The 26,104-nt window shown below is 36.2% G+C and carries 23 protein-coding genes; 20 read left to right on the top strand and 3 right to left on the bottom strand.

Features of this window, described 5'->3' with window-relative positions; all coding sequences use genetic code 11:
• Nucleotides 1-36 precede the first annotated feature (36 nt).
• The 6 genes from obgE (at nt 37) to C231_RS0100380 (ending at nt 6,327) form a co-directional block, all read left to right on the top strand.
• On the top strand, nt 37-1,278 hold the full coding sequence (gene obgE / locus C231_RS0100355) for a GTPase ObgE (protein ID WP_425386739.1): 1,242 nt from the start codon (nt 37-39) through the stop codon (nt 1,276-1,278).
• A 17-nt stretch (nt 1,279-1,295) separates the two neighbouring features.
• The gene (gene rnz, locus C231_RS0100360; protein ID WP_018658667.1) at nt 1,296-2,228 is read left to right on the top strand and encodes a ribonuclease Z; all 933 of its coding nucleotides are present in this window, start codon (nt 1,296-1,298) and stop codon (nt 2,226-2,228) included.
• 14 nt (nt 2,229-2,242) lie between these two features.
• On the top strand, nt 2,243-3,040 hold the full coding sequence (locus C231_RS07465; protein ID WP_018658668.1) for an SDR family NAD(P)-dependent oxidoreductase: 798 nt from the start codon (nt 2,243-2,245) through the stop codon (nt 3,038-3,040).
• 12 nt (nt 3,041-3,052) lie between these two features.
• Nucleotides 3,053-3,478 (top strand): LapA family protein, encoded by a 426-nt coding sequence (locus C231_RS08140; protein ID WP_018658669.1) that lies wholly within the window; start codon nt 3,053-3,055, stop codon nt 3,476-3,478.
• 122 nt (nt 3,479-3,600) lie between these two features.
• Entirely contained in the window at nt 3,601-5,793 is a 2,193-nt protein-coding gene (recJ, locus tag C231_RS0100375; RefSeq protein ID WP_018658670.1) for a single-stranded-DNA-specific exonuclease RecJ, read from the top strand.
• 21 nt (nt 5,794-5,814) lie between these two features.
• Entirely contained in the window at nt 5,815-6,327 is a 513-nt protein-coding gene (locus C231_RS0100380) for an adenine phosphoribosyltransferase (protein ID WP_018658671.1), read from the top strand.
• A 49-nt stretch (nt 6,328-6,376) separates the two neighbouring features.
• On the opposite strand, the gene lexA is transcribed toward C231_RS0100380, so the two are convergent.
• Together lexA and C231_RS07475 are read right to left on the bottom strand one after the other, a co-directional pair.
• On the bottom strand, nt 6,377-7,024 hold the full coding sequence (gene lexA / locus C231_RS0100385) for a transcriptional repressor LexA (protein WP_018658672.1): 648 nt from the start codon (nt 7,022-7,024) through the stop codon (nt 6,377-6,379).
• Nucleotides 7,025-7,368: 344 nt separating this feature from the next.
• Nucleotides 7,369-7,899, bottom strand: a complete 531-nt coding sequence (locus C231_RS07475; protein WP_018658673.1) for a leucine-rich repeat domain-containing protein — start codon at nt 7,897-7,899, stop codon at nt 7,369-7,371.
• 621 nt (nt 7,900-8,520) lie between these two features.
• Between C231_RS07475 and C231_RS0100395 the strand changes: the two genes are divergently transcribed.
• The 3 genes from C231_RS0100395 to C231_RS0100405 all read left to right on the top strand — a co-directional run bounded on the left by C231_RS0100395 (nt 8,521) and on the right by C231_RS0100405 (nt 11,077).
• Complete coding sequence (locus C231_RS0100395; RefSeq protein WP_018658674.1) at nt 8,521-8,751, top strand: DUF896 domain-containing protein; 231 nt, start codon at nt 8,521-8,523, stop codon at nt 8,749-8,751.
• A 1-nt stretch (nt 8,752) separates the two neighbouring features.
• The gene (gene tkt / locus C231_RS0100400; RefSeq protein ID WP_018658675.1) at nt 8,753-10,750 is read left to right on the top strand and encodes a transketolase; all 1,998 of its coding nucleotides are present in this window, start codon (nt 8,753-8,755) and stop codon (nt 10,748-10,750) included.
• A 105-nt stretch (nt 10,751-10,855) separates the two neighbouring features.
• On the top strand, nt 10,856-11,077 hold the full coding sequence (locus C231_RS0100405; protein ID WP_026314262.1) for a YneF family protein: 222 nt from the start codon (nt 10,856-10,858) through the stop codon (nt 11,075-11,077).
• Nucleotides 11,078-11,110: 33 nt separating this feature from the next.
• On the opposite strand, the gene C231_RS07480 is transcribed toward C231_RS0100405, so the two are convergent.
• The gene (locus C231_RS07480) at nt 11,111-11,695 is read right to left on the bottom strand and encodes a lysophospholipid acyltransferase family protein (protein WP_018658677.1); all 585 of its coding nucleotides are present in this window, start codon (nt 11,693-11,695) and stop codon (nt 11,111-11,113) included.
• 229 nt (nt 11,696-11,924) lie between these two features.
• On the opposite strand from C231_RS07480, the gene rpsB reads away from it, so the two are divergent.
• The 11 genes from rpsB to rimP all read left to right on the top strand — a co-directional run bounded on the left by rpsB (nt 11,925) and on the right by rimP (nt 26,091).
• Nucleotides 11,925-12,686, top strand: coding sequence for a 30S ribosomal protein S2 (gene rpsB, locus C231_RS0100415; protein WP_018658678.1), 762 nt, complete (start codon nt 11,925-11,927; stop codon nt 12,684-12,686).
• Between the two features lie 34 nt (nt 12,687-12,720).
• Nucleotides 12,721-13,596: a translation elongation factor Ts gene (gene tsf / locus C231_RS0100420; RefSeq protein ID WP_018658679.1), complete on the top strand. Its 876-nt coding sequence runs from the start codon at nt 12,721-12,723 to the stop codon at nt 13,594-13,596.
• Between the two features lie 263 nt (nt 13,597-13,859).
• Nucleotides 13,860-14,576 (top strand): UMP kinase, encoded by a 717-nt coding sequence (gene pyrH, locus C231_RS0100425; protein WP_018658680.1) that lies wholly within the window; start codon nt 13,860-13,862, stop codon nt 14,574-14,576.
• Nucleotides 14,577-14,587: 11 nt separating this feature from the next.
• Complete coding sequence (gene frr, locus C231_RS0100430; protein ID WP_018658681.1) at nt 14,588-15,142, top strand: ribosome recycling factor; 555 nt, start codon at nt 14,588-14,590, stop codon at nt 15,140-15,142.
• 114 nt (nt 15,143-15,256) lie between these two features.
• Nucleotides 15,257-16,402 carry an N-acetylglucosamine-6-phosphate deacetylase gene (gene nagA, locus C231_RS0100435; protein ID WP_018658682.1) on the top strand — a complete coding sequence of 382 codons (1,146 nt, stop codon included), beginning with the start codon at nt 15,257-15,259 and terminating at the stop codon, nt 16,400-16,402.
• 131 nt (nt 16,403-16,533) lie between these two features.
• Nucleotides 16,534-17,283: an undecaprenyl pyrophosphate synthase gene (locus tag C231_RS0100440; protein WP_018658683.1), complete on the top strand. Its 750-nt coding sequence runs from the start codon at nt 16,534-16,536 to the stop codon at nt 17,281-17,283.
• Nucleotides 17,284-17,286: 3 nt separating this feature from the next.
• Nucleotides 17,287-18,066 (top strand): phosphatidate cytidylyltransferase, encoded by a 780-nt coding sequence (locus tag C231_RS0100445; protein WP_018658684.1) that lies wholly within the window; start codon nt 17,287-17,289, stop codon nt 18,064-18,066.
• A gap of 9 nt (nt 18,067-18,075) precedes the next feature.
• Complete coding sequence (gene rseP, locus C231_RS0100450) at nt 18,076-19,344, top strand: RIP metalloprotease RseP (RefSeq protein WP_018658685.1); 1,269 nt, start codon at nt 18,076-18,078, stop codon at nt 19,342-19,344.
• A gap of 15 nt (nt 19,345-19,359) precedes the next feature.
• Nucleotides 19,360-21,072: a proline--tRNA ligase gene (locus C231_RS0100455; RefSeq protein ID WP_018658686.1), complete on the top strand. Its 1,713-nt coding sequence runs from the start codon at nt 19,360-19,362 to the stop codon at nt 21,070-21,072.
• A 65-nt stretch (nt 21,073-21,137) separates the two neighbouring features.
• Nucleotides 21,138-25,487, top strand: a complete 4,350-nt coding sequence (locus C231_RS0100460) for a PolC-type DNA polymerase III (protein WP_018658687.1) — start codon at nt 21,138-21,140, stop codon at nt 25,485-25,487.
• Nucleotides 25,488-25,620: 133 nt separating this feature from the next.
• Nucleotides 25,621-26,091, top strand: coding sequence for a ribosome maturation factor RimP (rimP, locus tag C231_RS0100465; RefSeq protein ID WP_018658688.1), 471 nt, complete (start codon nt 25,621-25,623; stop codon nt 26,089-26,091).
• Nucleotides 26,092-26,104: the final 13 nt, after the last annotated feature.

Consider the following 26,104-nt stretch of genomic DNA (forward strand, 5'->3'; position numbering starts at 1 on the left):
AGAATATATATAAAAGCTGGAAACGGTGGCAATGGGATGGTTGCTTTTCGTCGTGAAAAATATGTACCTGCTGGTGGTCCTGCTGGTGGGGACGGTGGACGTGGCGGAGATGTTATTTTTAAAGTAGATGAAGGATTGAATACGCTGATGGATTTTCGCTACCGTAGACATTTTAAAGCACATAATGGCGAAAGTGGTATGTCTAAAGGCAAGCATGGAAAAGGTGCTGAAGATTTATATATTGCCGTTCCTCCAGGGACTGTTGTTAGAAATATAGAAACAAATGAAGTCATTGCAGACTTAACGGTACATGAAGAAGAAGCAATTATTGCAAAAGGTGGTCGTGGTGGAAGAGGGAATATTCGTTTTGCAACACCGCAAAATCCTGCACCGCAAATCGCCGAAAATGGGGAGCCAGGAGAGGAACTTGAAATCGAATTAGAGTTAAAAGTAATTGCTGATGTGGGCTTAATTGGGTTTCCATCTGTTGGAAAGTCAACCTTGCTATCCGTACTTTCTGCTGCAAAACCAAAGATTGGCAGCTATCCTTTTACCACTCTCGTGCCAAATTTAGGAATGGTTGATGTAGGTGATGGACGGCATTTCGTTATGGCAGATATGCCTGGAATTATTGAAGGAGCCGCTGAAGGAGTGGGACTTGGTTTAGAATTTTTAAGACATATTGAACGCACACATGTCTTGCTCCATGTATTGGATATGAGCGGATTGGAAGGGTGCGATGCCTTTGAAGATTACATGACCATCCAAAAAGAGTTGCAGGAATATGATGAATCATTACTCGAAAAACCGCAAATTATTGTAGCAAATAAAATGGATATGCCAGATGCTGAAGTAATGTATGAATTATTTATGAATCAACTGTCTGAATTGCATTTAAATGAAATGCCACCAATTTATAAAGTGTCGGCAGTTGCTCACAAAAATTTACAACCACTCATTTTAAAAACTGCTGAATTGCTAGCAGAAGAAAAAGCAAAACCTCCAGAAGAGATCATCGGAAAAGATACTATTTTATATACATTGGAGCAAGAACCTGAGCCATTCCAAATTCAACGTGATCCAGATGGCACATGGGTAATAATTGGTCAAGAAATTGAAAGACTTTATCATATGACAAACTTAGATTTTGATGAGTCATTGATGAGATTTTCAAGACAAATGCGCCATATGGGAATTGATGATGCATTACGTGAAAGAGGCGCAAAAGATGGCGATTTAGTTCGTATTGATGATTTCATCTTTGAATTTGTTGACTAATAAAAAGGAGGGATAGGATGGAGCTATTGTTTCTAGGAACGGGTTCTGGTGTACCAGCGAAACATCGGAATGTGTCTTCTATTGCATTAAAAATGTTAAATGAAAGAAATACAGTTTGGCTTTTTGATTGCGGTGAAGCAACACAACATCAAATTCTACATACAACATTAAAACCACGTAAAATCGAAAAGATATTTATTACGCATTTACATGGCGATCATATTTATGGCTTGCCTGGACTTTTAAGTAGCCGGTCCTTCCAAGCTGGTGAAGATTTGCTTACCATATATGGCCCAAAAGGAATTAAAAAATATGTCTTAACAAGTTTGAAATTATCGGGTGCATATCCAACTTATCCTTTAAAATTTGTGGAATTTGAAAAAGAGGGCATCATCTTTGAAGATCATCAATTTAAAGTTTCGATAAAAAAATTAGTGCATGGTATTCCTTCATACGGTTTTAGAATTGAAGAAGCTGACCATGAAGGAACATTGGATGCCGATCGCTTACAAGCACTAGGTGTGCCATTCGGGCCTTTATATGGGAAACTCAAAAAAGGCGAGAGTGTGCAACTTGAAGATGGTCGCATAATCAATGGAAAAGATTATATTGGGAAAGATAAAAAAGGACGCATTCTTGCCATATTAGGGGATACACGCCCTACTCCCGCAACTGTTGAGTTGGCTAAAGATGCCGATGTTATGGTTCATGAAAGTACTTTTTCGGCCGAAGAATCAGATTTAGCGAGAAATTACAAGCATTCGACTAACGTACAAGCTGCCCAACTTGCAAAAGATGCATGTGCAAAGAAATTATTGTTAACACACATTAGTTCACGCTATTTAAGTGCAGACATTGCAAAAATGGCACAAGAAGCACGAAATGTTTTTCAAAATACTATTCTCGTTAAAGACTTCACTGAAGTTGTGATTCCTGCCCCAGAAGACTAGAAGGAGGGTATATTATGCACGCTATCCCCACAGTAATAATTACAGGTGCTTCAAGAGGAATTGGCGAACAAGTTGCCTATCAAGCCGCACAAAAAGGATTTGCCCTTATCTTAGGTGCGCGCCATATAGATAGATTAGAAACAATTGCTTGCCGTTGCAAAAAGTTAGGAGCCTCGCAGGTTGTTATTGAATATTTAGATTTGCTTGATGCGGATAGTATTGATCATTTTATTGAACGAGCTTTAGATGTTACACCAGCTATTGATGTTTTGGTGAATAATGCGGGTGTTGGGGATCTGTCGCCTTTTACTTCTATGAATTTAGTGCAAGGTATCAAAATGATGAAAGTTAATACCTTAGGCACGATGTATCTTACTCAAAAGATAGCCATTCAAATGATAAATCAAAGAAAAGGAAAAATCATAACAGTTGCTTCATTAGCTGGGAAAGTACCTAGCCCTAATATGGCATTTTATGGCGCAAGTAAGGCAGCATTGATCTCTTTCCAAAATTCTATTCGAATTGAACTAAAACCTTATAATATTCAGGTTACGACAATCAATACTGGCCCAGTAAAGACAGAATTTTTTGATGCATTTGATCCAGAAAGAAATTATTTAAAAACTATGGATTTATTTGCATTGACACCAGAACAAGTCGCTCATAAAATTATTGACAGTATTGAGAAAAATTATCGTGAAATAAATATTCCGCGTTCCTTGGGGACATTAGCACATTTTACGACATTATTTCCACATGTGACGGATTGGATTTATAGCTATCTCATTCATTTCAGAACCACTCAAAACTAAAGGAGAATTCATATGAAAAATCAATGGCAATTAGTTATCGCTTTAATTTTATCTTTGCTTGTTGCAGCTTTGGCAGTATTAAATGTCGCCCCTGTTCCGATTAATTTAGGATTTCAAATTATAGAATTGCCTTTAATTATTTTAATTTTAGGTACTCTTTTAGTTGGAGTTTTGGTGACGGCCCTTTTTTCAACATTCAAAATTTATAAAGAGCATCGAAAAATTCAAAAATTAGATCAAGAAATTGATCATTTGAAACAAAAACATGCACAAGAATTGAATAAAAAATTAACTGAAAAAGATCAAGAAATTGAGAATTTATCGTTGAAAATATCTTCTTATGAACGAGAAATTCATAATCTAAAACAATCAATTCCTGCTTATATGATGCATGAACAAAAAAACAACCAAGCTGAAAAAAATAACGAAAATATATAATACATTTAGTAAAAGAGGAGGCGATTTTTATTAAAACATATTGGAAATTAAAAGAGCCTGCTTCTCCTCAAATTTTATCGAAACTTCAAGAAGAAACTGCTTATTCACCGTTGTTTCTAAAGTTGTGTATTCAAAGAGGACTTCAATCGAAAGAGGCGATTGAAGAATTTTTAAATCCCACAATAGAAGATTTGCACGATCCTTTTTTAATGCATGATATGGAAAAAGCTGTTAAAAGAATTGATCATGCCATAATGGAAAATGAAAAAATCACAATTTATGGTGATTATGATGCAGATGGTGTGACGAGTGTTACAACACTTTTGGAGACTTTTCATATTCTAGGTGCAAATGTTAATTTTGTTATTCCCCATCGATCGCGTGATGGATATGGTCCGAATATAACACTTTTTCAAGAAATTGTTGCCTCGGGTACGCAGCTTATTATTACAGTAGACAATGGAGTTGCGGGAGTCGAGGCAATTGAGTGGGCAATGAGTCAAGGGGTGGATGTCATTGTCACAGATCACCATGAACTTCCCGAACATTTGCCAGCAGCTTATGCAGTCGTTCATCCACGTCATCCTGATGGACGCTATCCTTTTGGTGATTTGGCAGGCGTAGGTGTGGCATTCAAACTCGCGACAGCACTCTTAGGAGAAATTCCTTACGAGCTATTGGATTTAGTCGCTATTGGAACAGTAGCGGACTTAGTATCATTGACAGATGAGAATAGAATTCTAGTTCAATTTGGACTACAAATGATTAATCACACCGAGCGCATAGGGCTCCAAGAGTTGTGCAATGTTTGCGGTCTACGATTAGGTGAAATTGATGAACAGTCAATCGGCTTTCAAATCGCGCCCCGAATTAATGCAGCGGGGCGATTAGATGAAGCAGACATTGCGGTTAATTTATTGCAGTCATGGGATGTGCTTGTAGCAAAAGATATAGCCCAACAATTAGATACAATCAACCAACAACGCAAGCAGATAGTAGAAGATATGACAAAAGAAGCGATAAAATTTTCAGATGATCGAAAATATGTCATTGCTAAAGAAGGATGGCATGAAGGAGTTTTAGGGATTGTTGCTAGTCGTTTGGTCGAAAAAACAAAAAAACCGATGATTGTACTAACCATTGATCAAAAAAATGAGCTTGTAAAAGGCTCTGCTCGTAGCGTTCTAGGATTTAATATGTTTGAGATATTAAATAGTCTTTCGCAATATTTAGATCATTATGGTGGTCATGAGATGGCGGCAGGTCTCAGTCTAAAATGTGAAAATCTGCAGGCATTTCAAGCAGCTTTTAATGAGAAAGTAAATACAGCCTCATTAAGTAAAGCTCCCCTAGTTATTGATCAAGCTATGACGATAGCCGATATTTCGATACAAGCATTGGAAGAAATAAATCAATTAAAACCCTTTGGTACAGATAATAAAGCTCCAATTTTTATTTTGCAGCATTCAATTATACAAAGTGTCCGAACGATTGGAACAGATAATAACCATCTGAAACTTTTAGCTACAGATGGACAACAAGTACTTGATGTGATTGGATTTAATTTTGGACATGAACTTCCAGCACTTTATAATGGAGAAGCAGTGGATATAGTAGGTCATGTAGAAATCAAAGAATGGCAAGGCAAAAGATCACCACAAATGATATTAGAAGATTTAGCGGTTGAAGATTTATGGATCTATGACGAAAGAAAAAATCAACTTCAATTGAATGATTTTAAAGATAAAGAATGCTTATATGTTGTATATAATCAGGAATTAGCCCAAAATATAACAGAACAATTTCCAGAAATTGAAGTGGCAGATATCACAACACTCGAGCAAGCAAAAACTTTTATAAAAAATTGTCCGTTAATTTTTGTAGATTGTCCGCCAAGCGTTGAACTTTTTGTTGAGACGATAAAAGGTAATGAATCACAAGCATTGACGCTTTATTTTTATAAAAAAGATCAAACTTATATTCAAGGCTTACCTACTCGCGAAGAGATGTCAATGTTATATAAATTTATCGTACAGCATCAAAATATTCCAGTACAAGACGGTGGTCAAGTGCTTGCACAATTTATCCAAATCCCATTGAAAAGGACACAAGATATTTTGAAGATGTTTTTGGACGCTAAATTTGTTACAATAAATGGTGGCGTTTTAAATTCAGTAAAACATCCTTCAAAAATAGATTTAAAAACGACTGCAACTTATCAGAAACTTATGTCTGAATTGCAGGCGGAAAAAGAATTAATCTATAGCTCTTTTAGTGAATTAAAACGATTCATTTCAAAATGGATAGAAGAATAGATGAAGAAAAGAGGAGTAATTATGGACTTAAGTCAGTATATTGCTGCAATTCCTGACTTTCCGGAAAAAGGTGTCATTTTTCGAGATATTTCGCCATTGATGGCAGATGGTGCAGCATATCAATATGCGACAAACCAGATCGTGGCATATGCGCGAGATAAAAATGTGGAGATGATTGTTGGACCCGAGGCGCGCGGCTTTATTGTAGGATGTCCAGTCGCGGTTGAATTAGGCGTAGGTTTTGCACCGATTCGTAAAAAAGGCAAGCTCCCTAGAGAGACTGAGGAAGTAAGTTATGCATTAGAGTATGGAACAAATGTTTTACAAATCCATAAAGATGCAATTCAGCCTGGGCAACGTGTTCTAATTGTCGATGACTTACTAGCTACTGGCGGAACAATTGCTGCAACGATTGAATTAGTAGAACGCTTAGGCGGGATAGTCGTAGGAACAGCTTTCCTAATTGAATTACTCGATTTAAAAGGTCGCGAAAAAATTAAAGAGTATGAAATCTTTCATCTACTTGAATATTAAAAAGAAAAGTGTAGAAATCTCAGTCTTAGATTTCTACACTTTTTAAATATTAAAAGATATGTGAGCGGAATAATGAAATAACTTTTCCTAAAATCGTAACATTTGGAAGAATAATGGGATCATATAAATCATTTTCAGGCATTAATTTGATATAGTCCTCTTCTTTATAAAATCTCTTACATGTTGCTTCATCATCTTCAGTCATTGCAATAACAATCTCACCATTGCGAGCAGTTGCTTGTTGTCGAACAATCACTTGATCACCATCAAAAATCCCCACATTGATCATGCTATCTCCGCTAATGGTCAGCATAAATAAATTACCCTCTTCATAGGCTAAAGTATCTGGAAGTGGGAAGAAGTCTTCAATATTTTGTGTCGCTAGAATAGGCGTTCCAGCAGTTACTGTGCCTACAATAGGAATTTGTCCTTCAAATGATTCTTGAGATACACCTAATTTCTCTAGTCCAGCTTCTGTTAGCCCAATTGCACGTGGTTTAGTCGGGTCTTTTTCGATAAAGCCTAGTGCTTCTAAAGAAGTTAAATGGCCATGTACAGTTGAAGTTGATGAGAGATTCATGGCTTCTCCAATTTCGCGAACAGTCGGAGGATAGCCTTGGTCCATAACTGTTTCATATATATATAATAAGATTTCGTCACGCGTTTCCCCTTTTTTGCCACGCCCTCTTGGTTTCATATGTCCCACCTCTTTAGATTTAATTAAGCGTATTATAACAAAGTTTTAACTACAAATCAAACGTTTGTTCGCTATTATTCAATAGTTGCAAGAAGTATTTGTACTTCTTGCAACTATTTGTCATTACTATTCTAATCGATTTAAATATAATGAATGTAAGCGGTATCTTTGATATTGAAGGAGGATATCCCGACATGAACCCAATAAGAAGGAGAGAACAAATTTATAAATTTTTAAATATTATATATAGTCAATGACAATGCCGCTTTAACAACAATTGCCCCTTTGCATTTTTTCTCAACATTGTCACTATCTTGCATATAGTTTTTTATCTTAGTATCTTATTAATTAATTTCCTCATATGTTACTTCATCATATTCTGCAATATCTTTTGCTTTAGATTGTGCGGTTCCTTTTATAACTAAACTTTCATTCCCAAAATGAAAAATTGCAGTCCCTATTTTCTCAACTGAATTAGGAATTGTTATTTCTTTTAAGTTTTCTGTACCTGCGAAAGCGAAATCATCAATTTCTTTTAATCCTTCATTTAGTCTTACATCCTTTAATGCCTCTGCTTGTAAAAATGCAGAATCAGCTATCACTTCCAACCCTTTACCAGCTACAAATATCTCAAGTGTTTTATTTGTTTCAAAACTCCCAAACATAACGCTTTTTACGTTATCTCCTAAACGGATCGCCTTTGGCGTTTGATCATTTGCAAAAGTATATTCTGATATTTCCGTCACAGGCAGCCCGTCTATTTCATCTGGTACATATACCATTTCCGCTTTCCCTACATAGCCTGTTACGGTTTGTCCACCTTCTTGATTTTTTTGCACATTAAAATCTTCTGCTGGGGAAGGTTGCATTGCCATCAATGCGTCATAGGATACTTTTCCTGGATTATTTTTGGTTTCTTCTACATTTGTTTCATTTTTTGTAGTATCATTATCATTGTTTTTATCACCACATGCAGTAAGTGATAGTGCTAGTATTAAAGCAATGGTTGTTACTTTTATTTTTTTTCATATTTTTCTCCTTTATTTTTAATAATCCCTTATCAAATCAACATCTAATGGTTTGTAATTTAGGCCATATTAGCTCTCCTTTCCCTGTTAATATAATTGTTGATATTATACCATGAATATTGATTAGTACATCTTTATTCTCCTAAGAATATTTTATTATGTATCCAAAAATTTTTTCGATATGTATATTTTTTGTTCGGATTTCGATTTTCAAAAAAAGGAATAAGAAAACCTCCAATTTTTTATAGTGCAAATATTTATGGTGGCGACATATTAAACAAAAAAATAATACAAGAATATCGCGACACCATTCATTATGATTTTTAATAATGCTGAAAAAAGTTAAAAGGATTTAGGTGAGAAGATTCACCTGGATCCTTTTTATTTATTGTTTCATTTTACAAAAATTTTAAAATTATAGGATTCTATGATAAAATGAATAAGATTATATAAGGAGTTGGTGACGGAATGGAAGAGCTAATTAACAAAATTAATCATCTTGCACACAAAGAAAAAACAATTGGTTTGAGTGAAGCGGAAAAAGCTGAACAACAAGAACTTCGTCAGCAATATCTTGAAGCTTTTCGCAAAAATTTTAAATCTCAAATAAGTACGATAAAAATCGTAGATGAAGAGGGTCAAGACGTTACGCCACCAAAATTAAAAGAATTAAAAGAAGAAAATAAAGGAGAGGAATAAGTTGTTTGATCAAGTTGACACATTATCAGTAAATACTATGCGTATGCTGAGTATTCAAATGATTCAAGAAGCAAATTCTGGGCATCCTGGCTTGCCATTAGGGGCATCCCCAATGGCTTATGCATTATGGAAAGATCATTTATGCATTTATCCAAAACAATCAAAATGGTTTAATCGAGATCGATTTATTTTATCAGCGGGCCATGGCTCAGCGATGCTTTATAGTTTGTTGCATCTTGCTGGTTTTGAGGTTTCGATAGACGATTTGAAAGATTTTCGTCAATTACATAGTAAGACACCAGGACATCCAGAAGTGGGACATACAGATGGTGTTGAGGCAACAACTGGTCCATTAGGTCAGGGATTTGCGAATGCTGTTGGAATGGCGATGGCAGAGGCACATCTTGCAGCAGTCTATAATAAACCTTCATATCCTATTATTGATCATTATACATATAGTTTAGCAGGGGATGGTTGCTTACAAGAAGGTGTTACACAAGAAGCAGCAAGTTTGGCGGGTCATTTAAAATTAGGAAAATTGATTGTCTTATATGACTCAAATGATATTCAATTAGATGGTCCTACGAATTTAGCATTTTCAGAAAGCGTCAAAGATCGCTTTAAAGCATATGGTTGGGATTATCATCTTGTTGAAGATGGCAATGATCTCCAAGCAATTTCAGAAGCAATTGAAGCAGGTAAAAAAGTAACGGATCAGCCTACACTGATCGAAATCAAAACACAAATCGGTTATGGCTCCCCAGTTGCTGGTTCAAATGCAGCACATGGCGCTCCTTTAGGTTCTGAAGGTGTAGATGCTGTTGCTAAAGCATTACAATGGAATTATAAGCCGTTTGAAGTCCCTACAGAAGTTGCGGATCGATTCCATGATGCACTTGTAGAAAAAGGTAAAAAAGCTTATGAAAAATGGGAAGAACTTTTTGCTGCTTATAAACATGAATATCCGAAGCTAGGACAGCAACTAGAAGAAGCTATTGCAGGACATCTTCCTAAAAATTGGCAAGAAAACTTACCAATTTATAAAGCAGGTGAGAATCTAGCGACGCGCAATGTCAGCGGAGAAGTAATTAATGCCATCGCGAACACATTGCCTAATTTGTGGGGTGGCTCAGCGGATTTATCTGGCTCTAACAAAACGATGATTAATGGTGCAGAAGATTTCCAATTTAATCACTATGATGGGCGCAATATTTGGTATGGCGTCCGTGAATTCGCAATGGCAGCTGCCATGAATGGAATTGTTTTGCATGGAGGCACTATAACATATGCAGCGACTTTCTTTGTCTTTAGCGATTATTTACGCCCAGCGATACGTTTAGCAGCCTTATCTAAATTGCCATCTATATTTGTTTTGACTCATGATTCGGTTGCTGTAGGAGAAGATGGTCCAACGCATGAGCCAGTTGAACATTTATCCAGCTATCGTGGAATGCCAAATGTGAATGTTATTCGTCCTGCTGACAGTAATGAAGTATCTGCAGCATGGAAGTTAGCAATTGAATCAAAATCAACGCCTACTTTATTAGTATTAACGCGTCAAAATGTACCTACTTTAGAACATACAGATACTTTAGCTTTTGACGGAGTAGAAAAAGGGGCATATGTAGTTTCTCCTGCTGAGAAAGAGACGCCAGACGGCATTTTGATTGCTACAGGTTCTGAAGTACATCTTGCAGTACAAGCTCAAAAATTATTAGGCGAAAAAGGTCTTTCTGTTTCAGTTGTATCAATGCCTGCAATGGAACGCTTTGACAAACAATCCGCACAATATAAAGAATCAGTGCTCCCTCAAGGTGTTACAAAGCGTGTTGCTATTGAAATGGGTTCTAGTTTTGGATGGGACCGTTATGTAGGTTCTGAAGGAAGAATTATCGCAATTGATCGATTTGGAGAAAGTGGTAATGGCGATCAAGTGATTGAATATTTCGGATTTACAGCAGAAAATATTGTTCAACAATTTCTAGACTTGAATGCATAAGCTGCGTTCAGAATAATATGTAATAAATATTTGAAAAGAGTTTATTTTTTCTTTATTTTCCCGTAAGATAAACATCAGAAAAATCGATGAGGAGAGTGAATGTTTGTGAACTTAGGTTTAGCCATCTTTTTGATTATATTGGCTTTAGTTGGCGGTTTTGCTGGAGGTTTTTTCATGTCACGCAAGTACATGATGAATTATTTTGAAGAAAATCCACCTATTGACGAAAACATGATTCGTACGATGATGCTGTCGATGGGTCAAAAACCATCTGAGCGAAAAATCCAACAAATCATGAATCAAATGAAAAAAAGTCAACGTAAATAACAATAAAAAAGCTGCTCTAAAAGAGCAGCTTTTTTATTTATCACCTAATTGTTTAAAAGCATGGTCAATTTTTTCGTTGTAGTAAGTTTCTGGATCATCAATGCCTTCAATTTTTTTCTCTACATAAAAAGGTTCGCCGAATTTTACCACGGTTTGTTGTCGTGTTAATAATTTTGAAAAAGTTAGGGGACCTTTATAGATAGCGGGCACGATTTGTCGTTTGGATAGTCTAGCGATTACTGTTGCGCCCCCTTTAATTTCACTTGAGTGGCGTGATCCTGTTGGAAAAATAATTAAATTTAATTCATCTTTTTTTAAGGCATTAATGGGGGTCTTAATTGAAGAAACTTGCGGATTTTCGCGATCTACTGGAAAAGCGTTCACTTTTCGAATAAGCCACCCTAAGATTGGATATTCAAATAACTCTTTTTTCGCCATAAACATAAAACGTCTAGGATAAGCAGCGACTGCTAACATGACAGGGTCTATCCACGAATGATGAGGCGCTACTAATATAAAGCTTTCATCTTGTGGTAAATTGTCACGCCCTTCAATTTTAATTGGGCCATTTAGCAGCAATAGTAGACATCTTACAACAAAAAATAAGAATGCATACATGACATCACCTCGAATTTAGTTTGAATTTTATTATAAAGGGAAATTTTAAAAAAACAAATTGTCACTCTTCTTCACGTAAAATGGTTGCAAATACTCTTTATACAAGGTATAATGATTGATGTTGCATTAGTCAACAAAATAATCACTTGAATGGATGGCTGATTGTTCTCTACTTTAGAGTGTAAGGCCCATGAAGTTCAAGGAAGAATAAACAAATGGAGGAATTGAAATGGCAGTAGTTACAATGAAACAACTTTTAGAATCAGGAGTTCATTTTGGTCACCAAACACGTCGTTGGAATCCAAAAATGAAACCGTACATTTTCACAGAAAGAAACGGTATTTATATTATTGATTTACAACAAACCGTTAAATTCATTGAAGATGCTTATGAAGTGATTCGTGAAGTCGGTCAAAATAATGGCCATGTATTATTTATTGGAACAAAAAAACAAGCACAAGACTCAATTAAAGAAGAAGCATTGCGTGCAGGTGTTCATTTTGTAAACCATCGCTGGTTAGGTGGAACTTTAACAAACTGGGACACAATCTCAAAACGTATTGACTACTTAAAAGAATTAGAAAAAATGGAAGAAGATGGGACATTTGACGTTCTACCTAAAAATGAAGTGAGCCTTCTAATGAAAGAACGTAACAAACTCGAAAAAACACTTGGCGGAATTAAAGATATGCCAGGAAAACCAGATGTGATGTTTGTTGTAGACCCTCGTAAAGAAGCAATTGCTGTTAGTGAAGCGAAAAAATTAAATATTCCAGTCATTGCAATGGTAGATACCAACTGCGATCCAGATAATATTGATTATATTATTCCATCAAATGATGATGCAATTCGTGCTATTAAATTGATTGCATCTGTAATGGCAGACGCTTATATTGAAGGACGCCAAGGCGAAACTTATGAAGAAGAAGCCAAAACAGAATCAATTGAAGAAATGATCGAAGCAGTGGAAGGCGACAACGACGAAGAATAATTGAAATTTTAAATTATATTAAGGGGGATTTATTTTGGCACAAATTAAAGCAGCTCAAGTAAAAGAATTACGTGATAAAACTGGCGTAGGTATGATGGATGCTAAAAAAGCACTTGTTGAAACAGATGGAGATATGGATAAAGCTATCGATCTTCTCCGCGAACAAGGAATGGCTAAAGCTACTAAAAAACAAGGTCGTATTGCTGCTGAAGGTTTAACTGAAGTTGTAGCAAATGATTCAGCTGCAACAGTTGTAGAAGTTAACTCAGAAACTGACTTTGTTGCTAAAAATGAAAAATTCCAAACGTTAGTCCATAATATCGCAACCGCCGTTTTAGAAAATAATCCATCATCAATGGAAGAAGCAGAACAGCTTGAAATTGATGGAAAATCAATTGCGGACACAGTAGCAAGTGCTACGAGTACCATTGGTGAAAAAATCACTTTCCGCCGCTTCAAAACATTAGAAGCTGCTGAAGGCGAAGTGATTGGCGAATATATTCATATGGGTGGAAGAATTTCTGTCTTAGTCAAATTAGAAGGCGGAAATGAAGAAGTTGCACGTAATATTGCAATGCACGTTGCAGCAATTAACCCTGAATACTTGGACCGCGAACAAGTTCCTGCTGAAATTCGTGAACATGAAATGAGTGTATTGATTGAACAAGCGAAAAATGAAGGAAAACCTGAAAACATCGTAGAAAAAATGGTTCAAGGTCGTTTACACAAATGGCTAGGCGAAATTAGTTTGGTTGATCAACCTTATGTTAAAGATAATGACCAATCAGTCGGTCAATATGCAAAAGCTAATGGTGCAACGATTAAAGAATTCGTTCGCTTTGAAGTTGGCGAAGGTATTGAAAAACGTAAAGAAGATTTCGCAGCTGAAGTTGCCAGCCAGATGAAATAAATAAAATAATTTGAAAGACAAAAGTTTTTGCTTTTGTCTTTTTTTATGCCTAAATTAGGGAATAGATATAACACAATATATGAATATTGGTTTTATTATATTATTTTATGAATGAATAATAAGTGACAAGCTAGGACTAGGTTTTGGGGAATAATATGATGTGTTATCTTTTTGAAAGATGTGTGGGTGATTATTAGAAAAAGTTGTGTAAGTCAAATATAAATATGATAGAATAAGTAAAGAACTTTAGGAGGCGATTAAATATGGGCAAGCCACGTTATCATCGAGTGGTTTTGAAATTAAGTGGAGAGGCCTTGGCGGGCAATACGGGGTTTGGTATTCATCCTCCCGTCATTAAAGCATTAAGTGAAGAATTAAAAGAAGTCCACGATTTAGGTATAGAACTTTCTATCGTTGTAGGGGGCGGCAATATCTGGCGTGGCCAGACGGGCGAAGAGTTAGGAATGGACCGTTCGCAAGCAGATTATATGGGAATGCTAGCAACTGTGATGAATGGTTTGGCTCTTCAAGATGCTCTCGAAAATTTGGGTGTACCAACACGTGTGCAAACGGCTGTTGAAATGCAAAAAGTAGCTGAACCTTATATTCGTCGACGTGCAATTCGACACTTGGAAAAAGGACGTATTGTTATCTTTACAGGAGGGACAGGTAGCCCATATTTTTCTACTGATACAACAAGTGCATTGCGCGCTGCAGAAATTGGAGCAGATGTTATTTTGATGGCTAAAAATAACGTTGATGGCGTCTATTCAGATGACCCTCGTGAGAATAAAGAAGCAGTCAAATATGATAGCTTGACATATCTCGATATTATTAATAAATCATTAAAAGTCATGGATACGACTGCTTCAACAATGAGTATGGATAATAAGATTCCATTGGTTGTCTTTAATTTGAATGAACCTGGAAATATTAAAAAAGCCATTTTAGGTGAACCGATCGGAACAGAAATTAACTAGGAGGATTAGAAATGGATGTAAATTTAAAAGATACAGAAAAACGCATGCAACAGTCAATTCAGTCACTCTTGCATGAATTAGGAGGCATACGTGCTGGCCGAGCCAATGCGAGCTTGCTTGACCGTATTAATGTTATGTATTATGGGGCTGAAACTCCTTTGAATCAAATGGCCCAAATTACTGTGCCTGAAGCACGCGTCTTAATGATCAGCCCTTATGATAAGAGTTCTTTAAGTGAAATTGAAAAAGCAATTAATCAATCGGACTTAGATATTCCACCAGCCAATGATGGTAATGTGATTCGTTTAGTAATTCCTGCACTTACTGAAGAGCGCCGTCGTCAAATTGCTAAACAAGTAGGCGAAGTGGCCGAAGATGCAAAAGTTGCCATTCGCAATATTCGTCGCAGTGCTATTGATGAAGTGAAAAAAGCTGAAAAAGCAGGCGATATTTCTCAAGATGAACAACGCCAATATGAAAAAGATATCCAAGACTTAACGGATAAATATGTCGGTGAAGTTGATCAGCATGCAGATGAAAAAGAAAAAGAAATTATGGACCAATAAAATGCTAAAAACGTCGAAGATGCTTCTTCGACGTTTTTTATTTGTTTTCATTGTTTTTATTTTGAGCACGTTCTATACTAAAAATGAAGCATATCAAATGAAAGAAGGGTTTCTATGAATTATATAAAAGCAAAATCTGTCATTTTAGATGACCATGAAGTCTCCAATGCCTTTTTAGAAATAAATGCAGATGGTACATTTGGTGAAATCGTTCAAAGTGTTCCAACTGATGCTAATGTGATAGATTATTCGGAATATATTATAGCACCAGGATTGGTGGATACTCATATTCATGGGTATCATGGATTTGATGTGATGGATCTATCAGCAGAAGGCATTCATACTATTTCAGAAGGATTGTTAGAATGCGGGGTGACTTCTTGGCTACCTACGACATTAACAGACACACATGAAAATATTAATATAGCATGTCAAATTGTTGCAGAAAATGCCACAAGTGTTCAAGGTGCAAAAATACAAGGGATATTTTTAGAAGGCCCATTTTTTACAGAAAAATATAAAGGAGCACAAAATCCAAAGTATATGGGCGACCCATCAATTGAAGTGCTGAAGCAATGGCAAGAGAGCGCTCAAGGCCTCATTAAAAAAATAGCGATTGCACCAGAGCGCCAGCATGTGGCATCATTTATTCCAGCCGCAAAAGAATTAGGTGTCTATGTTTCATTAGCTCACAGTGATGCAACATTTGAAGAAGCGAAAAAAGCAGTGGATGCTGGCGCAAATATCTTTGTCCATACTTATAATGGTATGAGCGGTTTACACCATCGTCAGCCAGGAATGGTAGGGGCGGCTCTGTCATTAGATAATGTATTTGCTGAAGTGATCAGTGATGGACATCATGTTCATCCAGCAGCAATTAAAATTATTATAAAATGTCGCAAAGATGAAACTATTTTAGTAACCGATTGTATGCGAGCAGGCGGAATTGAAGAAGGATATTCTAAATTAGGAGAATTTGATGTTATTGTTGAAAATGGCACTGCACGCTTAGCAGGATCAGGGAATTTAGCAGGTTCTATTTTAGAGTTAATTCAAGGGGTTCATAATCTTGTAGAGTGGAAATTAACGAGTTTGTCCGATGCCATTCGTATGGCAAGTTTGAATGCAGCTAAGTCAATCGGAATTGATGACTTATGCGGTAGAATTGCACCAGGGTATGCTGCAGACTTCATTGTCATTGATGAGCATGCTAATTTAAAAGCTACTTATTTAGATGGGCAATTAAAATATTCCAAATAAATAATATAAAGAAAAAAGGAATGCTTTTGCATTCCTTTTTTTGATAAGCGATAATAATCATGAATGGGAAGGTATGTAAGTTTTTTGTGGATATGTTATAATAATTCGGTAATATGTGAAGGAGCCATGCTATGGGACAAAAAATTGATTTAAATTCTATTCCAAACCATGTTGCAATTATTATGGATGGAAATGGTCGCTGGGCACAAGCGCGAAATTTACCACGTTCAGCAGGACATAAAGAGGGCGTTGAAGTCATCCGAAAAATTGCACTTGCTGCCAACGAAATCGGGGTGAAAGCTTTAACTTTATATGCTTTTTCTACTGAAAATTGGAAACGATCATTAGCAGAAGTAAAATATTTAATGCAGCTACCCGAATTATTTTTCAATAAATTTTTACCTGAATTAATTGAACATGACATTAAAGTACGAGTGATTGGCTTTGAAGAAAAAGTGCCACCACTTACCCAATCAGTTATCAAACAAGCCGAAAAAAGAACGATGCACTGCAAAGGATTGCAACTTAATTTTGCATTTAACTATGGCAGTCGCGCGGAAATTGTGCATGCTGTTCAAGAAATTGCTAAAAAAGTAAGTGTGGGAACATTACAAGTAGAATCAATTAATGAAGAAACCATTCGCACGCATTTGTTGACAGCGCCCCTCATGCCTTTTGATGATGTGGATTATCTAATTCGTACAAGTCATGAAGAGCGCTTAAGTAACTTCTTATTATGGCAAAATGCCTATAGCGAGTTTTATTTCTCGGATGTTTATTGGCCAGATTTTACAACTGAGATGTTTTTCGATGCAATTGCAGCATATCAAAAAAGAAATCGTCGTTTCGGAGGCGTAAGCGATAAGAAGGAGAAGGAATAGATCATGAAGCAGCGAATAATCACTGCATTGATTTTAGTTTTTGTTTTAGTTCCTGCCATAATAGTTGGTGGGATTTTTTGGGATGTGCTCATTTCTCTTATCGGTCTTGGCTCTGTTTATGAATGGCAACGGATGAATCAGAGAAAAATTTATAATTTTGACACGATACTTTCTTTCGTGAGTGTACTTATGATGATTCATTTCCAAACAATTTTATCAATTTTCTCACTATCAATTAATTTAGTACAATTAGTATTTGTTATAATGATTATATTCTTGACAGAAACAGTCTGGTCGCGGTCATTTCATGTGAAAGATGCTGGATATAGTTTTATTGGGGCATTATATATTGGACTTGGAACAATGAGTGCCACTATGATTCGAGAGATCAGCCTGCCACTGATTTTATATGTTATAGTAGCCATTACGATGACGGATACAGGAGCATATTTTGTTGGGCGGACTATTGGCAAGAATAAGTTGGCGCCCGAGATTTCTCCGAATAAAACAATTGAAGGAGCAATTGGAGGAATAGTCTTTGGCACAGCATTAAGTCTACTTTTTTCTCGCTTTTATCCGTTACCAGATGTGTCATTTTCACTTGTGTTAATGAGTGTGCTTCTTTCAATTGTTGGCCAATTGGGAGATTTGATTTTGAGTTGCGTGAAACGTTATTTTGGCATCAAAGATACGGGAAAACTTTTACCAGGTCATGGCGGATTATTGGACCGGTTTGACAGCTTTTTATTTGGACTCAGTGTACTATGGATTTATGGTTTGTAAGGAGACCTTATGTTAAAAACAATTATTAGCTTTATACTCATTTTTGGAGTATTAGTATTTATTCATGAGTTGGGCCATTTTCTTTTCGCAAAACGTGCAGGTGTATTCGTTCGCGAATTTGCGATTGGCTTCGGCCCGAAACTTTATCAAACGAAATATGGTGAAACATTATATACATTGCGAATGTTACCTTTGGGTGGCTACGTGATGATGGCGGGCGATGATGAAGAGGACTACCTAGAAGAAAACCAGTTCATCTATTTAGAGGTGAATGAAGAGCAAGTGATTACAATGATTCACTTGACGGACAATGCTTCTTTAACATTGCTACCCTTTTATTTGAAAGATATTCAGTTAGAGCATGGACGTATTCGTGGTTTTTGGCCAGAAAATGATGTGCTACAATCGCTTCCAATTGTGAAAGAATCATATATCATAACGGAAGATAACAAAAAAATTCAGATTGTTCCTGAAGCGCGTAAGTATTCTTCTGCCCATTTATTGAATCGCTTTTTGATTAACTTGGCAGGACCGCTTTTTAACTTTTTACTGGCGATCATCGTTTTTACAGGAATTGCTTTTTTCCTACCGGGAATTCCTTCGAATTCAGCGGTGGTGGGAGAAGTTGTTCCTGATAGTCCTGCTGCACAAGCACAACTTGAAGAAGGCGATCAGATTGTTGCAATTGAAGATCAAAAAGTTTCATCATGGAATGAAATGGTAAGTATCTTATCTGACCGCGGAAATATAGAAACAACAATGAAAGTTGAAAAGAAAGATGGATCAGTTGAATCGGTTACTATAACCCCAAAATTAATTGAAAATGAAGATGGTACTTCCCATGGTCAAATTGGTATTCATATATTTTTTGATAAAAGCTTTGGAGCAAAAATTACTTATGGCTTAAAACAAACTTGGGGAATTATTGCTTCAGTATTTACAGTGATTTATTCAATGCTGACGGGTTCATTAGGACTTGATCAATTAGGTGGACCAATCGCAATTTTCCAAGCTACTGGAGAAGTGACACATTCTACTGGATTTATAGGAGTTCTCAGCTTTTTAGGATTTTTGAGTGTAAACTTAGGAACAATGAATTTACTTCCTATTCCAGGACTTGATGGGGGTAAGATATTTTTACTTCTATTTGAAGCTATCCGCAAAAAACCAATAAGCAAAGATAAAGAATATATGATTACTTTGATTGGTGTAGTATGTATTTTAATATTAATGCTCATCGTCACATGGCAAGATATTAGCCGATTATTTTTGAATTAGAAGGGAATCAACATAATGAAGCAATCTCAATTATTTGCACCAACACTTAGAGAAACTCCAAATGATGCGGAAGTAATCAGTCATCAACTGATGCTTCGTGCTGGATATATTCGCCAAATTTCTTCAGGTGTCTACACTTATTTACCATTAGCTTTTCGAGTCATAAAAAAAATAGAACAAATTGTGCGTGAAGAATTAGATGCAATAGGTGGAGTAGAAATGCTTCTTCCAACTCTAGTTCCAGCAGATTTATGGAAAGAATCTGGCCGTTTCAGCACATATGGTCCAGAGATGATGAAGATGGAAGATCGCAACCAACGCGATTTTATATTAGGACCAACGCACGAAGAAACTTTTACTAAATTAATTCGTGATGAAATTCGTTCATACAAACAACTTCCTTTACATCTGTATCAAATTCAAACAAAATATCGCGATGAAAAAAGACCGCGTTTTGGTTTGCTTCGCTGTAGAGAATTTATTATGAAAGATGCATATACCTTTCATGATTCAGAAGAGTCATTGAATGAAATGTATGTTCAAATTCGTAATGCATATAAGAATATATTTGAAAGAGTGGGGCTTAATTTTCAAGTTGTAACAGCTGATGCTGGCGCAATGGGCGGTCGCGAATCGCAAGAATTTATGGCACTTAGCAGTATCGGCGAAGATACGATTGTCTATTCAACAGAAAGTGACTATGTAGCAAATTTAGAAATGGCAACAAGCAAATTTCGCAAGAAAACAAATACAGCCATCAAACATGATAAAGAACTTTCTCACACACCTGATATGAAAACAATTGAGGAAGTGGCAAATTATTTAAATGTACCTACTCGTCAATTGCTGAAGGCAGTATTATTCGTTGCTGATGAGCAAACACCAGTGATGGCTATCGTTCGAGGCGATCATGAAGTTAATGAGATAAAAGTAAGAATGGCTGTCAATGCACAAGAAATTGCTCCTGCCACAGATGAACAAATTAAAGAGTTATTTGACGACCTTCCTGCAGGATTTGTCGGACCAGTAGATGTACCAGAAGCGGTGGCTGTTGTTGCAGACTTATATGTTCAAAATATGGTCGACGCAGTATGCGGTGCCAACCAGAAAGATCATCATTATATAAATGTTAATCCAGGAAAAGATTTTGAACCAGAAAAATATGCAGATATTCGCATGGTACAAGAAGGTGATGAATCCCCTGATGGCGAAGGTGTTTTGAAATTTTCCAAAGGAATTGAAGTTGGACATATCTTCAAACTTGGCACCCGTTATAGCGAGTCGATGAATGCTACAGTGTTAGATAAGAATGGTCGCAATATTCCAATTATTATGGGTTCTTACGGAATTGGAATTAGCCGCTTATTGTCAAGTGTCGTTGAACAGAATGCAGATGATCAAGGTATTGTATGGCCTACAAGCATTGCACCATTTGATATTCATATTATTCCAATTCAACTGAAAAATGAGGATCAAGCACAACTTGCTTCAGAACTTGTTGAATTATTTGAAGCTAGAGGCTATGATGTGCTTTTGGATGATCGAAATGAACGTGCAGGTGTAAAATTTAATGATGCGGAATTATTCGGAATTCCTCTCCAAATTACAATCGGTAAAAAAGCAAGTGAAGGAATTGTAGAAGTAACCATTCGAAAAACTGGTGAAATGGTTGAAACGAAAAAAGAAGATATCTTGGATACAATTTCTATTTTAACGTCACGCGATTAATATAAATTTAAAAGAGAGTTTCCAAACTCTCTTTTATTTATCTATTTTAGAAAAGAGGGATTGAAATGTCGGACACAGCACATGGCCGCTTCAAACTTTTACTTGAACAAATTAAATTTCCGCTGACAGATTTAGCATCTGAGGTATTTCAAGGGGCTGAAGTTCAGTCGGTCGATGTCTATCCTAAACAGAAAAAGTGGATTTTTCAGATCAAGGTAAAAGATATTTTACCTTTTCCAATATTTGATGAATTTTATCAGCGCTTGGTTTATAGCTTTCAACAGATTGCAGAGATTGAGCTAGTCCTCCATACAGTGCAACCTATTATAAATCAAAAAACATTAGTGGAATATTGGCCATATATCTGTCAAAAAAGTCAGATAGATTCGCCACTGTGCAATGATGCTTTTGCACGTAATTTTCCTTATATGAAAGATCAGTCAATTTATTTTAAAATTGAACATCAGGTGCTCGCTAATAAATTTTCGGATGAATTTTTACCAATTTTAGCAAAAGAATATATAAAAGTTGGTTTTCCACCGCATTTAAAAATTATAGCAACGATTGATGAACATGCTTCGGAAGAGTCCATTCAATCATTTATTGAAAAAACGGCTCAAGAAAACCAGCAAGTGGCAGAAGAATTGTCCATCAAGCATGAGAAATTAACAAAAGCTCACGAAAAAGAACAAAAAAATCAAGAAAAAAACAAAAATGAACGTTCTTACACTGGCAAAATTCAGCTCGGCCGAAATATAAGTAGCCATCAAAACATTTGGCAAATGAAAGATCTACTTGAAGAGGAACGAAACGTTGTACTGCAGGGATATGTCTTTGATACAGAAGTTCGTAATTTACGGTCAGGGCGTCAAATTCTTACATTTAAAATCACTGACTATACATCAAGCTTCACTTGCAAAAGATTTTCCAACAATGAAGAAGAGGAAGCCATTTTCGAAAAAATTAAACCAGGAATATGGTTAAAAGTTCAAGGAAATGTGCAAGAAGACAATTACTTGAATGATCTTGTCCTCTTAGCAAGCAATATTGAAGAAGTGCAAGTCGAAGAGAAAATGGATCATGCTAAGAATAAGCGCGTCGAGCTTCATGCACACACGCAAATGAGTCAAATGGATGCAACAAATAGTGCAACAGATTTGGTCAATCGTGCATCAAAATGGGGACATAAAGCCGTTGCTATTACAGATCATGGAGCTGTATATGCTTTCCCAGAAGCTTATAAAGCAGCACAAGGAAAAGATATCAAAGTCATCTATGGTATGGAAGCATACCTCGTTGATGATGGCGAGCCTGTTGCATATCATTTGAGCGATATGAATTTAAGTGAAGCAACCTATGTTGTTTTTGACGTGGAAACGACAGGACTGTCAGCAATCTATGATTCTATTATTGAATTAGCTGGTGTCAAAATGTACAAAGGAAATGTTATCGAGTCATTTCAAGAATTCATAGATCCAGGGCATCCACTTTCAGAAACTACTATTAATTTAACTAATATCACGAATGAAATGGTACAAAATGCTGAAAAATCGGAAGAACAAGTGTTAAAAGAGTTTAAAGATTTTACAAAAGATACGATTATCGTGGCACACAATGCTAGTTTTGATATCGGCTTTTTGAATGCGGGCTATGCTAAATATAAGATTGACGAAGTAACAGAACCAGTAATTGATACTCTGGCTCTTTCACGTATGCTTCATCCAGATATTAAAAGTCATCGTTTAAATACTTTGGCCAAGCGTTATGATGTCTATTTAGAACAACATCACCGCGCAATTTATGATGCAGAAACTACAGGACGATTATTGGATATCTTTTTAAAAGAAGCAGCAGCTGATTTTAATATTGTAAATTTAAATCAATTGAATGATTACATTGGTGAAGGTGATGCATATAAAAGAAGTCGTCCATATCATGCAACACTGCTTGTTCACACACAAAAAGGATTGAAAAATTTATTTAAATTAGTGTCAGCTTCTTATGTTGATTATTTTTATCGTGTACCGCGTATTCCGCGCTCCGTCTTTCACAAGTTTCGTGACGGCTTGCTAGTAGGAAGTGCTTGTGCTGAAGGTGAAGTTTTTGAAGCAATGATGCAAAAGGGTTATGACGAAGCCAAAAGAGTGGCAAAAAATTATGACTATTTAGAAATTATGCCTAAAGGAAGCTATAAAAATCTTATTGCCAATGAGTTAATTCGTAACGAAGCAGATTTGGAAGACATTATTAAAAATATCGTTCATTTAGGAGAAGAACTAGAAATTCCAACAGTTGCAACGGGCAACGTTCACTATCTTGATGAAAAAGATAAAATTTATCGTGAAATCATTTTAACGACTTTGCATCAAACAGGTGATAAGCACATTGTTTATCCTGATTTAGATTTTAAAACGACTGAAGAAATGCTAAATGAATTTTCTTTTTTAGGTCATGACAAAGCTTATGAAGTTGTTGTTGTGAATTCGCAACATATTGCAGATCGCGTAGATGAGGGCATTGTTCCAGTGAAGTCTAAACTATATACACCTAAAATGCCAAATGCTGAAGAAGAAATAACGCAACTAACATATGCTGAAGCTAAAAGACGATATGGCGATCCTTTACCAGAAATTATTCAAAAAAGAATTGACAAAGAATTAACGAGTATTATCGGGAATGGATTTGCAGTTATTTATTTAATTGCCCAAAAATTAGTGGATAAAAGTATGGAAAATGGTTATCTAGTAGGTTCCAGAGGGTCTGTCGGTTCAAGTTTTGTAGCAAATTTGACAGGAATTACTGAAGTGAATCCTCTACCGCCGCACTATCATTGCGCATCGTGTAACTATTCTGAATTTTATAATGACGGCTCAATCGGATCAGGTTTTGATTTGCCTGTTAAAAAATGTCCAAATTGTGATAAAGAGTTGGAACGCGATGGTCAAAATATCCCATTTGAAACATTTTTAGGATTCAATGGGGAAAAAGTTCCCGATATTGATTTGAATTTCTCTGGGGAATATCAAGCAGCAGCCCATGAATATACAAAAGTATTATTTGGTGAAGATCATGTTTATAAAGCTGGAACAATTGGAACGATTGCCGATAAGACGGCTTTTGGCTATGTAAAAGGTTATGAGCGTGACTTACATAAAAATTATAATAAGGCTGAAATTGACCGCTTAACCAAAGGAGTGTCAGGAGCACGAAGAACTACAGGCCAACACCCTGGTGGAATTATTGTTATTCCTGAAGATATGGAAGTCTATGACTTCACACCAGTCCAATATCCAGCAAATGATCAAACTGCAGATTGGCGAACAACGCACTTTGATTTCCACTCAATTGACAATAATGTGCTGAAACTTGATATTCTAGGACATGATGATCCGACAATGATCCGTGTATTGCAAGATTTATCAGGAATTGACCCACAGTCGATTCCATTGAATGATCCAGATGTAATGAAGTTATTTCAAGGAACAGAAGTGCTAGGTGTCACTCCAGAACAGATTTATTCTAAGACGGGGACTTTAGGAATTCCTGAGTTTGGAACAAACTTTGTTCGCTCAATGTTAGAGAAGACATTGCCTACTACATTTGCGGAATTGTTACAGATTTCTGGTCTTTCGCATGGAACGGATGTATGGTTAGGAAATGCTGAATTGCTAATTGATGAATATAATATTCCATTGTCCGAAGTGATCGGCTGCCGCGATGATATTATGGTTTATTTAAGTCAGGCGGGTATTGAAGAGGTGGTCGCTTTTCGTATTATGGAAAGTGTTCGTAAAGGAAAAGGCCTTTCGGATGAATGGATTCAAATTATGAAAGACCATGATGTTCCGCAATGGTATATTGATTCTTGCTTAAAGATAAAATATATGTTTCCAAAAGCGCATGCCGCAGCATATATTATTATGGCTCTTAGAGTTGCCTATTTTAAAGTTCACTATCCACTCTATTATTATGCAGCTTATTTTTCAGTTCGTGCAAATGACTTTGAGCTAGAGGCGATGTGTAATGGAAAAGCAGCCGTTAAGAATCTAATTCAAGAAATTTACCACAAAGGCAATGATGCATCTGCCAAAGAGAAAAACCTTCTCGTTGTACTCGAAATTGCCAATGAAATGCTGGAAAGAGGATTTTCATTTGAAATGGTTGATTTAAATACTTCGGATGCAAATCATTTTCTCATTAAAGATGATAAAACATTGCTAGCTCCATTCAGAGCGGTGCCATCTTTTGGAGCGAGTGCTGCAGAATCGGTAGTTGAAGCACGTAAAGATGGTGAATTTCTGTCGAAAGAAGATTTAATGCAACGTACACGTGTAACGCGATCTGTTATTGAGTATTTGGACCGTCACAATGTAACGGGAGATCTTCCCGATGAAAACCAACTTAGTTTATTTTAAAATAACTAGAAGTATTTGATAATATTCGCTACATGTGGTAGTATATGTAAGCAAAGGATAAAGTAGTGAGGAGTGAGCGCATAAATTGTGTCTCACTCTTTTTATCGAGCAAATCTAATAGGAGGTGGATGTTTTGAATACTGTTGAGCGTGTAAAGAATATTGTTGAATCTTTGACGCATAACTTTGATTTTTCGATCTTTGATATTGAATATGTCAAGGAAGGGAGCCATTGGTATTTGCGCATATATATAGATAAAAAAGGTGGCGTGAGTTTGAATGACTGTACACAATTCAGCGAAGTGGTGAGTGCAGCTTTAGACAAAGAAGAACCAGATCCCATTCCACACGCTTATTTTTTAGAAGTGTCTTCGCCTGGTGCAGAACGTCCTTTAAAAACGGATGAGCAGTTACGCGAAGCAGTTGGCAGTTACATTCATATCTCATTGTATCAAGCTGTTGAAGGTCAAAATACATACGAAGGTATTTTAGAAGAATTGCAAGCAGAGACATTAACAATCAGCTATCAAGACAAAACACGAGTAAAAGAAATTTCTATTCCAAGAAAATTAATTTCAAAAGCACGTCTAGCGATTAAATTTTAGAACAAGGAGTATC

Origin of the sequence: Allofustis seminis DSM 15817 (assembly GCF_000374325.1) — a bacterium.
In the GTDB taxonomy this organism is placed as follows: domain Bacteria; phylum Bacillota; class Bacilli; order Lactobacillales; family Carnobacteriaceae_A; genus Allofustis; species Allofustis seminis.

Coding starts and splice junctions, on each gene's coding strand:
- C231_RS0100440 (WP_018658683.1), top strand. CDS start 16,534: ATGGGACAAAAAATTGATTTAAATTCTATTCCAAACCATGTTGCAATT.
- C231_RS0100445 (WP_018658684.1), top strand. CDS start 17,287: ATGAAGCAGCGAATAATCACTGCATTGATTTTAGTTTTTGTTTTAGTT.
- nagA (WP_018658682.1), top strand. CDS start 15,257: ATGAATTATATAAAAGCAAAATCTGTCATTTTAGATGACCATGAAGTC.
- C231_RS0100380 (WP_018658671.1), top strand. CDS start 5,815: ATGGACTTAAGTCAGTATATTGCTGCAATTCCTGACTTTCCGGAAAAA.
- C231_RS0100455 (WP_018658686.1), top strand. CDS start 19,360: ATGAAGCAATCTCAATTATTTGCACCAACACTTAGAGAAACTCCAAAT.
- C231_RS07480 (WP_018658677.1), bottom strand. CDS start 11,695: ATGTATGCATTCTTATTTTTTGTTGTAAGATGTCTACTATTGCTGCTA.
- frr (WP_018658681.1), top strand. CDS start 14,588: ATGGATGTAAATTTAAAAGATACAGAAAAACGCATGCAACAGTCAATT.
- pyrH (WP_018658680.1), top strand. CDS start 13,860: ATGGGCAAGCCACGTTATCATCGAGTGGTTTTGAAATTAAGTGGAGAG.
- lexA (WP_018658672.1), bottom strand. CDS start 7,024: ATGAAACCAAGAGGGCGTGGCAAAAAAGGGGAAACGCGTGACGAAATC.
- rseP (WP_018658685.1), top strand. CDS start 18,076: ATGTTAAAAACAATTATTAGCTTTATACTCATTTTTGGAGTATTAGTA.
- C231_RS07475 (WP_018658673.1), bottom strand. CDS start 7,899: ATGGCAATGCAACCTTCCCCAGCAGAAGATTTTAATGTGCAAAAAAAT.
- rpsB (WP_018658678.1), top strand. CDS start 11,925: ATGGCAGTAGTTACAATGAAACAACTTTTAGAATCAGGAGTTCATTTT.
- C231_RS0100395 (WP_018658674.1), top strand. CDS start 8,521: ATGGAAGAGCTAATTAACAAAATTAATCATCTTGCACACAAAGAAAAA.
- C231_RS0100460 (WP_018658687.1), top strand. CDS start 21,138: ATGTCGGACACAGCACATGGCCGCTTCAAACTTTTACTTGAACAAATT.
- C231_RS08140 (WP_018658669.1), top strand. CDS start 3,053: ATGAAAAATCAATGGCAATTAGTTATCGCTTTAATTTTATCTTTGCTT.
- obgE (WP_425386739.1), top strand. CDS start 37: ATGGTTGCTTTTCGTCGTGAAAAATATGTACCTGCTGGTGGTCCTGCT.
- rnz (WP_018658667.1), top strand. CDS start 1,296: ATGGAGCTATTGTTTCTAGGAACGGGTTCTGGTGTACCAGCGAAACAT.
- C231_RS07465 (WP_018658668.1), top strand. CDS start 2,243: ATGCACGCTATCCCCACAGTAATAATTACAGGTGCTTCAAGAGGAATT.